The organism is Mycobacterium sp. TH-M106, from assembly GCF_057473765.1.
On sequence record NZ_JBYCLE010000253.1, the window covers coordinates 1 to 9,655 of the forward strand.

Genomic DNA, 9,655 nt, shown 5'->3' on the forward strand with positions numbered 1-9,655 from the left:
TTCGGGTGTTCCAGGCCCCCTATGTCGGTGCGGTGGTGATGCCGGGCGGGGCGTCGCAGCCGCGGCGCACCCTGGACGGCTGGCAGGAGTGGGCCAAACAGCGCGGGCACCGCGGGCTGGCGTACGTGTTAATCAGCAACGACGGCGAGCTGTCCGGCCCGGTGGCCAGGAACCTCTCCGACGGAGAACGCGCCGGGCTGGCCGGCCACGTCGGCGCCGAGCCGGGCGACTGCGTCTTCTTCGCGGCGGGACCGGCCAAGGCTTCGCGCGCACTGCTGGGTGCAGCCCGGGTGGAGATCGCGCGGCGGCTGGACCTGATCGACCCGCACGCGTGGGCGTTCACCTGGGTGGTCGACCCGCCGCTGTTCGAGCCCGCCGACGAGGCCACCGCCGCCGGGGAGGTCGCTGTCGGTTCAGGTGCCTGGACGGCGGTGCACCACCCGTTCACCGCACCCAAACCTGAGCACGAAGCGGTGCTGGAGTCTGACCCCGGAGCCGTGCTGGCCGACGCCTACGACGTGGTGTGCAACGGCAACGAGATCGGCGGTGGGTCGATCCGCATCCACCGCCGCGACATCCAGCAGCAGGTGTTCGCCGTGATGGGTATAGACACCGCCGCGGCCCAGGAGAAGTTCGGATTCTTGTTGGACGCGTTCACGTTCGGGGCACCGCCGCACGGCGGACTGGCGTTCGGTTGGGACCGGGTGGTGGCCCTACTGGCCGGGGTGGAGTCGATCAGGGAAGTCATCGCATTCCCGAAATCCGGTGGCGGCGTCGACCCGCTGACCGGCGCCCCGGCGCCGATCACCGCGCAGCAGCGCAAAGAGTCCGGCATCGGTTAAGCGCGCCGGCCTGATGTCGTCGGGCCCCGCGAATTCATTCGCCTCATCTGTCACACGTCGGCGTGGGTCGCCGGTGCTGTAGGTGGTCGCCGGTAGCGTCCGGCGCAACCAGGCACGCACCACGTTGTTGGGAGGCCGCATGACCGTCACGATCGCCGCCGACGAGACGTCGACAGCAGACTTGTCCGCCTACCGACCATTGCTGGCGCGGCTGAGCAACGGCGCACGGCCGCAGCCGGATTGGTCGGCGATTGTCGACGGCGCCGTGCAAGTCTGGGCGCGGCCGGGGTTCGACACCTTCCTGGCGATGCCGCGGTTACGGTTCGAGCCGTTCGACTATCAGCTGCAGACCGCACGGGCCGTGCTGCAGCGGATGCGCGGTCGGGGCATTCTGGCCGACGAGGTCGGGCTCGGCAAGACGATCGAGGCCGGGTTGGTGCTCTCCGAGTTGCGCATGCGCGGGCTCGCCGACCGAGTGCTGGTGATCGTTCCGGCGGGACTCGTCGACCAATGGCGCGACGAGCTCGAGCGCAAGTTCGGGTTGCCGACCTCGATCGCCCGATCCGGGTCGGCACCTGCCCGCGAGGCTGTGCTGGACCGGCCGGTCACCATTGCGTCGCTGGCCGCCGCACGCCGCGACCCGCTGCTGAGTCGGCTGACCGACACCCACTGGGATCTGGTGATCTTCGACGAGGCGCACCGGCTCCGCAACCCGCGAAGCGCGTCGGGCAAGCTTGCTCGCCGGCTGCGTGCCCGTTATCTGTTGATGCTGACCGCGACGCCGGTGGAGAACAAACTGTCGGACCTCTACCAGTTGGTCAGCCTCGTCGCGCCCGGGCTGCTCGGCACACCCGCCCAGTTCCGCGCCAAACATGGCGCGGCGTCGCTCGAGTCGAGTCCGCACAACGTCGAGGAGCTGCGCGCACGCACGAAAGCGGTGATGGTCAGACATCGCCGCAGCGAGGTCGCCGTGATGCTGCCGCCGCGCCTCGCCGAGACGATCTTGGTGACGCCGGGTATCGACGAGGCGGGCCTGTACGCCGACATCGTGCGGCGAGTCAGGGCAGCCGCAGCCGGGTTGGGACGCACCCGGTTGGCCCTGCGCGGCCTGACCCGGATAGCCGGCTCCAGCCCCGCGGCCGCCGCGCCGACGCTGGCGAAGCTTGGTTGGAACGACCTCGCGGAACGAGCCCTGGCCATCCGGGAACCGGACAAGGTGGGTGTGCTTGTCGAACTCCTTCGACGCCACGTCGACAGAGACGAGAAGGTGTTGGTGTTCACCGGGTTTCGGCAGACACTGGATGTGCTGGCCACTGCGGTCGACCGCGCCGGGTTGCCGTCGGTGACCTATCACGGCAGTCTCACGCGGACCGAGAAAGAGTCGGCGATCGCAGAGTTCCGCACCGAAACGCCGATCTTGCTCTCGACCGAGTCGGCCGGTGAGGGTCGCAACCTCCAGTTCTGCCATGTGATGGTGAACTTCGACCTGCCGTGGAACCCGATGCAGATCGAGCAGCGGCTCGGCCGGCTGCACCGGGTCGGGCAGGAACACGACGTGACGCTGACCAACCTGGTCTGCCGGGGAAGCATCGAACAACGGGTGATGCACGTGCTCGAGGCGAAGATCAACCTGTTCGAACTCGTCGTCGGTGAACTCGACATGATCCTGGGCCGGGTCGACGACGACTTCGATTTCGAAAACGAGGTTTTCGACGCGTTCGTCGACGCTGTCGACGACAACGAGTTCGAGCGACGGCTTGAGGCTCTGGGCAACGCGCTCGCCGAGGCGAGACGCGGCTATCTACGGACCAGGGAAGGTATTGACGTGCTCGTGGGTGAGCCGTCGTGACGAGCATCGATGTGGGGCTGGACTTCTGGCTGCGCTACGTTGAGGCGAGCGGCGGGCTCACCGAATTTGGCGGCGACACGACGTTGGTGATGCTCCCGCCGGCCCTGCAGACGATGCTGGAGTTGCCGGAGGAGCTGCAGGTCACCGTCGATCCCGATGTCGCCCGCGAGGACGGTGCAACCTTGCTCTCGGCCGGGCATCCCGCGCTGGGTCGCTCCGCCGACGAGGTGCTGGCGGTAGGTGATGTTGCCGCGATGGCTGTTCCGGTGGCCGCGACGCCGCCACCCCCGGTCGAGCAGCTGCAGGCGACGGCACGCGACCAGTTCGCCGTCGATCACGGACGCATCGATGCCGTGGGCGCGCCGACCCGCTCGGTGTGCCCGATTCTGCGTGTTGGGGCGCTGGTCGACTACACGCTGTCCAGCGACGACCACTACCAGGAATGCGCCGAGTGCTGGGTGGATGTGCGGTCGCAACGCGAACTGCCAAGCCAGGTCAGTGTGAAGCTCGCTGGCTTGCCGGCGGTGCCCAAAGACGGCTCGCCGTCGCTGACCGGCCTGACCGCAGCGGTCGGATCTGCCGACCGAGTGATCGAGCAGCGAGCCGAGCGGCGGCGGTCCGAACTTGGCGGGGACATCGACCAAGCGCGCGATGCGGAGCTGGAACGCGTCGAGGCCTACTACCGTGATGCGCTCGCGACGATCGAGCGTCGGCGCGCGAAAACGCCCGCCGATCGTCGCGAGCTGCTGGACGCACGCGCCGAGGGCATACGCAGCGAGCATGCCCGGAGGATCGGCGAAACCCAGGAGAAATACCAGGCCCGCCACCAGGTCCGGCCCTACCGGCTGCACCTCTACGAGGTGCCGGTATGGCGGTTGCCGGTCGACGTCCGCCGCGGCGACCGACGGTATCCGCTGACACTGGATTGGCTCATCCCGCTGACCCGTTTCGCCGACATCGCCTGCCCGCACTGCGGTGCCGACGAGCGACTGGTCGCGACGAAGACACGGCTCGGGTGCGCCAGCTGCGTTCCCCGACCGACCGCCCGGCTTGCGCCCGAGCCCGCGAGACCGCCGGCCGGCCCGAAGCTCCGGCCAGCAGCGAAGGCGAAACCCGTTGTCACACAACCGCAGACAACGGCCAAGCTCCCGTCACCGGTGCGTATCGATCGCAGACCGACCACAGCCAAGCTCGCAAATATCGGGGACAAGCTGACCGCAAAGGTGTGGGACGCGGCGGCCGGCAACGACCGGCGCCTGGCGCGTATCTGTATGCCGGATTCGCCGGCCGCGGCGGCGATCCGGCTGTACGGTCCGCCGGGCGTCGCCTGGGCGGTCGGGATCTCGCCGACCGACGAACCGATCGCCGCCGCCGCCCGCACGACAACGGCGTCGTCGGGCACGCGCCATGCGTCGAGTGGCTGGGTGGACACCGCGGCGGGACGGCGCTTCCCGTTCCTGCTTCGGTGGCAAGCGCCGGGAGGCACCGGGCTGATCGAGGAAATCCTGCCCTACGACCGGCCGTTCGAGCCGGCGCACCTGCGCCGGTGGGTCCGCGGACCCGGCCTGGCGGCTATGCATGCGCCGCCGCAGCCCCGTGTCCCGCTCGGCCCTGTCGGCGAACTGCTTTGGCGGCAGGTGATTCCCGCGTTTGGTCTGCCCGGAATGCTGCGCTGCCTCGCCGCGCTGTGGCGACTGCCCGACGAGGACGTCGTCCTCGATTCGCATGGCCCCACGGCGGTCGCGGCAGGAATCGAACGAATGGTATGCCAACGAGCGAAGCTGACAACCGGCCGGTTCGCCGACGTCGCTGGCGCCTACCGCGTCAAGGAAGCCGCGGTGCGCGCTGCCGACACCGATCTGCAGAAGATCCTCCGACTCGGCGCTGGCCAGTGGTGGTAGCCGAAAGACCACTGCCACCTTGTTCACGGCGCGAACCGCCTCCAGCGGGCGGCCTAACACGAGACGGCGGTCCGCGGCGCACTCTTGCCTTCGCTTGCGTGCTGCCGCGTTTACGCGGGTCGAGTGAATACTTCGCGCGGCGCCGCCCTGACGCACACGTATCTGAGTTGGGCTGAAGTCGAATATCCGAGCGTCTCAGTGCGGTAAGGCTGACCACAATCGTTTGACCAGACTGCGCAACGGATATGGCAGCCACGTTGTCGTTCTCGGCGCCGCCACGTTCCCCGGGCCGCACGTGGGCCAGGCACCCGAACCCTGCGCCGCCAGCACCCGGTTGGCGACCGCTATCTGTTCAGCCCGCGACGCGTCGGCCGGCGAACCATGGCCGCCGAATTCCTCCCACGTCGACTCTTTGAACTGCAGACCACCGTAGAAACCATTGCCGGTGTCGGCACTCCAATTACCGGCCGACTCGCAGTCAGCGACCACGTCCCAGTTCTCGCCGTCCGCCCGCGCGGCCGGTATTGACGGGCCCAGCGGACCGAACAACACCGCGGCGCACCCCGCCGCGATCACGGGTGGGATGGCACGGCGGACCGCATTCCGGTGCATATAACAACCTCCGTGATAGATGTACACCTAAGAGGTAATCGAGCATAGCGCGATAGTTGGTGTAAATGCACACTTTCCGCAAGTAGAGTTATTCAAGTTGCCAATGGAATCAACGATGTAAATTAATATTTGAGTGACTGAAGATGCTAATGTTACTGAAGTTACTGAAGTTACTGAAGTTACTATCGTGGCGTTGATCTATGAACTTCTCGAATGCTGGCGCGTGGTATGCCTGAAACCGTGTCGGAAGGTCTTTTCGACGTGCCGGGCGCAGCACAGCCGGCCATCCGCGACGTCGGCACGGCGAGCGGGGCGCCGCTGGCGGTGCGGATGCGCCCGGCGTCGCTGGATGAGGTGGTCGGGCAGGACCATCTGCTGCAGCCCGGTTCGCCGCTGCGCCGGCTGGTCGACGGTTCCGGCGCCACGTCGGTCATCTTGTACGGACCGCCGGGTTCCGGCAAGACCACGCTGGCGGCGCTGATCTCCCAGGTGACCGGTTGGCGGTTCGAGGCGCTGTCCGCGCTGTCGGCCGGGGTCAAGGAGGTACGGTCGGTCATCGATAGCGCCCGACGGGTTGCTGGCTATGGCGAACAGACGGTGCTCTTCATCGACGAGGTGCACAGGTTCTCCAAGACCCAGCAGGACGCGCTGCTCTCGGCGGTGGAGAACCGAGTGGTGCTGCTGGTGGCGGCCACCACCGAAAACCCGTCGTTCTCGGTGGTCGCCCCCCTGCTGTCGCGGTCGTTGATCCTGCAGCTGCGGCCACTGACCGGCGACGATATCCGTACCGTGGTGCAGCGCGCGATCGATGACCCGCGCGGCCTGGACGGGCGGATCGGCGTCGCACCCGACGCGGTCGACCTGCTGGTCCGGCTGGCCGCCGGCGATGCCCGCCGCGCACTGACCGCCCTCGAGGTGGCTGCAGAATCAGCGGGGGCGGCAGGCAGCGACGTCACCGCGCAAACGGTCGAACAGTCGCTGGACCGGGCTGCGGTCCGCTACGACCGGGCCGGCGACCAGCACTACGACGTGATCAGCGCTTTCATCAAGTCGGTGCGCGGCTCCGACGTCGACGCCGCCCTGCACTACCTGGCCCGCATGCTGGTCGCCGGGGAGGATCCCCGATTCATCGCCCGCCGGCTGATGATCCTGGCCAGCGAGGACATCGGCATGGCCGACCCGACCGCGCTGCAGACCGCGGTGGCCGCCGCTCAGACCGTGGCGCTGATCGGCATGCCCGAGGCCCAGCTGACGCTGGCCCACGCCACCGTGCACCTGGCTACCGCCCCAAAGTCGAACGCGGTGACCACCGCGCTGTCAGCGGCGATGGACGACATCAAGGCGGGCAAGGCCGGCCCGGTGCCGCCGCAGCTGCGCGACGGCCACTACTCGGGGGCTCAAGGGCTGGGTCATGCCCTAGGCTACAAGTATTCCCATGACGACCCGGATGGTGTTGTCGCGCAACAGTATCCGCCCGACGATTTGGTGGGCGTGGACTACTACCACCCGACCGGACACGGCGGCGAACGTGAGATTGCCGGACGCCTGGACCGGCTGCGCGCCATCATCCGCAGGAAACGTTGAGATTGCATCCAGGGTCGTGACCTGGGTCGGTCTACAGCCCTCAGTGCAATCTCAACGATTAGCCGACTGAGCGAAAGGGCGGCAAGTGAAAACCTTCCCGCGGCTCGCGGGGGAGGAGTCGCGGGGGAGGAGTCGCGGGGGAGGAGGGGGAGCGGTAAGCACATCCGCAGCCTGAATGGTATGGACACCGAAGTGCTCGAGATCGACACCACGCGGCGTCGCACCGTCGACCTCACCGGCGCGGTGCGCGCGTTCTGCGCCCAGCACGGCAGCGGTCATTCGGATGGCTTGTGCAACGTGTTCGTGCCGCACGCCACCGCGGGGGTGGCGATCATCGAGACCGGGGCAGGCTCCGACGACGACCTGGTCGACACCCTGGAGCGGCTGTTGCCCCGCGACGGCCGTTACCCGCCACGCGCACGGGTCACCGGGGCCACGGCGTCGACCTGGGGGTACCTCCCGCTTGCGGGGGACTTTTACCGGCGCTGGTGACGCCGTCGATAACGGTGCCGGTGACCGGCGGCACGCCGCTGCTGGGCACTTGGCAATCCGTGGTGCTCGGACCTGAACCGGGACAACCCGCGCCGGTCGGTGCGGCTGAGCTTCGTCGGCGCCTAGCGCGGCCGGGGCTGGTCGGCGGCACAGGAGGTTGCGGCCGGGCCGGTACTGTAGTGCCGTCTGGTTGACGTGCCGATTCGGTGGGAAAGCGAGAGAGGTGCAGACACAGGAGATCAGGAAACGCTTCCTCGATCATTTCGTGAAGGCAGGCCATGCCGAGGTGCCCAGCGCTTCGGTGATCCTCGACGACCCCAACCTGTTGTTCGTCAACGCCGGCATGGTGCAGTTCGTCCCCTACTTCCTGGGTGCGCGCACCCCGCCGTACCCGACCGCCACCAGCATCCAAAAGTGCATCCGCACCCCCGACATCGACGAGGTCGGCCACACCACCCGACACAATACGTTTTTCCAGATGGCCGGCAACTTCTCGTTCGGCGACTACTTCAAAGAACGCGCAATCGAGCTGGCCTGGACGCTGCTGACCACCCCGCAGGAAACCGGCGGTTACGGATTTGATCCGGAAAAACTATGGACCACCGTCTATGTGGACGACGACGAAGCCGCCGCGCTGTGGCAGCAGGTAGCCGGCCTGCCCCGGGAGCGCATCCAGCGTCGCGGGATGGCCGACAACTTCTGGTCGATGGGCATCCCCGGCCCGTGCGGGCCGTCGTCGGAGATCTACTACGACCGCGGCCCGCAGTACGGGCCGGAGGGCGGCCCGCTAGCCAGCGAAGAACGTTACATCGAGATCTGGAACCTGGTGTTCATGGAGAGCGAGCGCGGCGCGGGCACGTCGAAATCCGACTTCCAGATCGTCGGTCCGTTGCCGCGCAAGAACATCGACACCGGCATGGGCGTGGAGCGGGTGGCGGTGCTGCTGCAGGGCGTGGACAGCGTCTACGAGACCGACCTGCTCCGCCCGGCGATCGACACCGTTGCCGCCCGCGCACCCCGCGGCTATGACATCGGCAACCATGCCGACGACGTCCGATACCGGGTGATCGCCGACCATTCCCGCACCGCGGCGATCCTGATCGGTGACGGGGTCAGCCCGGGAAACGACGGCCGCGGCTACGTGCTCCGCCGGCTGCTGCGCCGGGTGGTCCGGTCGGCCAAGCTGCTCGGCATCGACACCCCGATCGTCGGCGAGCTGATGGCATGCGTCCGCGACGCGATGGGTTCGTCCTATCCCGAGCTGATCGCCGACTTCGACCGGATCCGCCGGATCGCGGTGGCCGAGGAGACGGCGTTCAACCGCACCCTGACGTCGGGGTCGAAGTTGTTCGACGGAGCGGCCCGCGCCACCAAGGCCGCCGGAGCCACCGTTTTGCCCGGCGTCGACGCCTTCACCCTGCACGACACCTATGGTTTTCCGATCGAGCTGACCCTGGAGATGGCCGCCGAAGCGGGTTTGCACGTCAACGAGCAGGGCTTCCGCGAGCTGATGGCCGAGCAGCGCGCCCGCGCCAAGGCCGACGCCGCCGCCCGCAAACACGCCCACGCTGACCTGAGCGCCTACCGGGAACTGGTCGACGCCGGGCCCACCGAGTTCACCGGCTTCGACGAATTATCTTCAGAGGCAAGAATCCTCGGCATCTTCGCGGACGGCAAACGGGTGCCGGTGGCGGCCCACCGGTCGAGAGAGGCAGGCGAGACACCAGATCGGATCGAGTTGGTGCTGGACCGCACCCCGCTGTATGCCGAATCGGGCGGGCAGGTCGCCGACGTCGGCACCATCACCGGCTCGGGCGCCCGCGCCCAGGCCGCTGTCACCGACGTGCAGAAGATCGCTCAGAGCCTGTTTGTGCACCGGGTCGACGTTCAGTCCGGGGAGTTCGTCGAGGGCGACACCGTCACGGCAGCAGTCGATCCGGCTTGGCGCAAAGGCGCCACCCAGGGCCACTCGGGAACTCACATGGTGCACGCGGCGCTGCGACAGGTGTTGGGACCCGATGCCGTCCAGGCCGGATCGCTGAACCGGCCGGGATATCTGCGGTTCGACTTCAACTGGCAGGGGCCGCTCACCGACGAACAGCGCCGCGAGGTCGAAGAGGTGACCAACGAGGCGGTACAAGCGGCCTTCGAGGTGCACACCTTCACCGAACAGCTCGACAAAGCCAAGGCGATGGGCGCGATCGCGATGTTCGGCGAGCGCTACCCCGACCGGGTCCGCGTCGTCGAGATCGGCGGCCCGTTCTCCTTGGAGCTGTGTGGCGGCACCCACGTGGCCAATTCGGCGCAGATCGGCCCGGTGACCATCCTCGGCGAATCGTCGGTCGGCTCCGGGGTGCGCCGGGTGGAGGCCTATG

6 protein-coding genes and 1 pseudogene are annotated in these 9,655 nt (G+C 67.9%); 6 read left to right on the forward strand and 1 reads right to left on the reverse strand.

Annotated elements, in window-relative coordinates:
- From AC2VOP_RS08735 to AC2VOP_RS08745, 3 genes are all read left to right on the forward strand, one after another.
- Window positions 1-842: amino acid--tRNA ligase-related protein (locus AC2VOP_RS08735; RefSeq protein WP_486960589.1), on the forward strand; the 842-nt coding region annotated here is incomplete at its 5' end.
- Window positions 843-981: 139 nt separating this feature from the next.
- Entirely contained in the window at window positions 982-2,691 is a 1,710-nt protein-coding gene (locus AC2VOP_RS08740) for a DEAD/DEAH box helicase (protein WP_486960590.1), read from the forward strand.
- Window positions 2,688-4,592: a hypothetical protein gene (locus tag AC2VOP_RS08745; RefSeq protein ID WP_486960591.1), complete on the forward strand. Its 1,905-nt coding sequence runs from the start codon at window positions 2,688-2,690 to the stop codon at window positions 4,590-4,592. The genes AC2VOP_RS08740 and AC2VOP_RS08745 overlap by 4 nt, the downstream gene beginning before the upstream one ends.
- A gap of 195 nt (window positions 4,593-4,787) precedes the next feature.
- On the opposite strand, the gene AC2VOP_RS08750 is transcribed toward AC2VOP_RS08745, so the two are convergent.
- Complete coding sequence (locus AC2VOP_RS08750) at window positions 4,788-5,204, reverse strand: transglycosylase family protein (protein WP_486960592.1); 417 nt, start codon at window positions 5,202-5,204, stop codon at window positions 4,788-4,790.
- A 228-nt stretch (window positions 5,205-5,432) separates the two neighbouring features.
- On the opposite strand from AC2VOP_RS08750, the gene AC2VOP_RS08755 reads away from it, so the two are divergent.
- The 3 genes and pseudogenes from AC2VOP_RS08755 to alaS all read left to right on the forward strand — a co-directional run.
- The gene (locus AC2VOP_RS08755) at window positions 5,433-6,788 is read left to right on the forward strand and encodes a replication-associated recombination protein A (protein WP_486960593.1); all 1,356 of its coding nucleotides are present in this window, start codon (window positions 5,433-5,435) and stop codon (window positions 6,786-6,788) included.
- Between the two features lie 192 nt (window positions 6,789-6,980).
- Window positions 6,981-7,406, forward strand: a pseudogene (locus AC2VOP_RS08760) (YjbQ family protein).
- 97 nt (window positions 7,407-7,503) lie between these two features.
- On the forward strand, window positions 7,504-9,655 hold a 2,152-nt coding region (gene alaS, locus AC2VOP_RS08765; RefSeq protein ID WP_486960594.1), incomplete at its 3' end, for an alanine--tRNA ligase.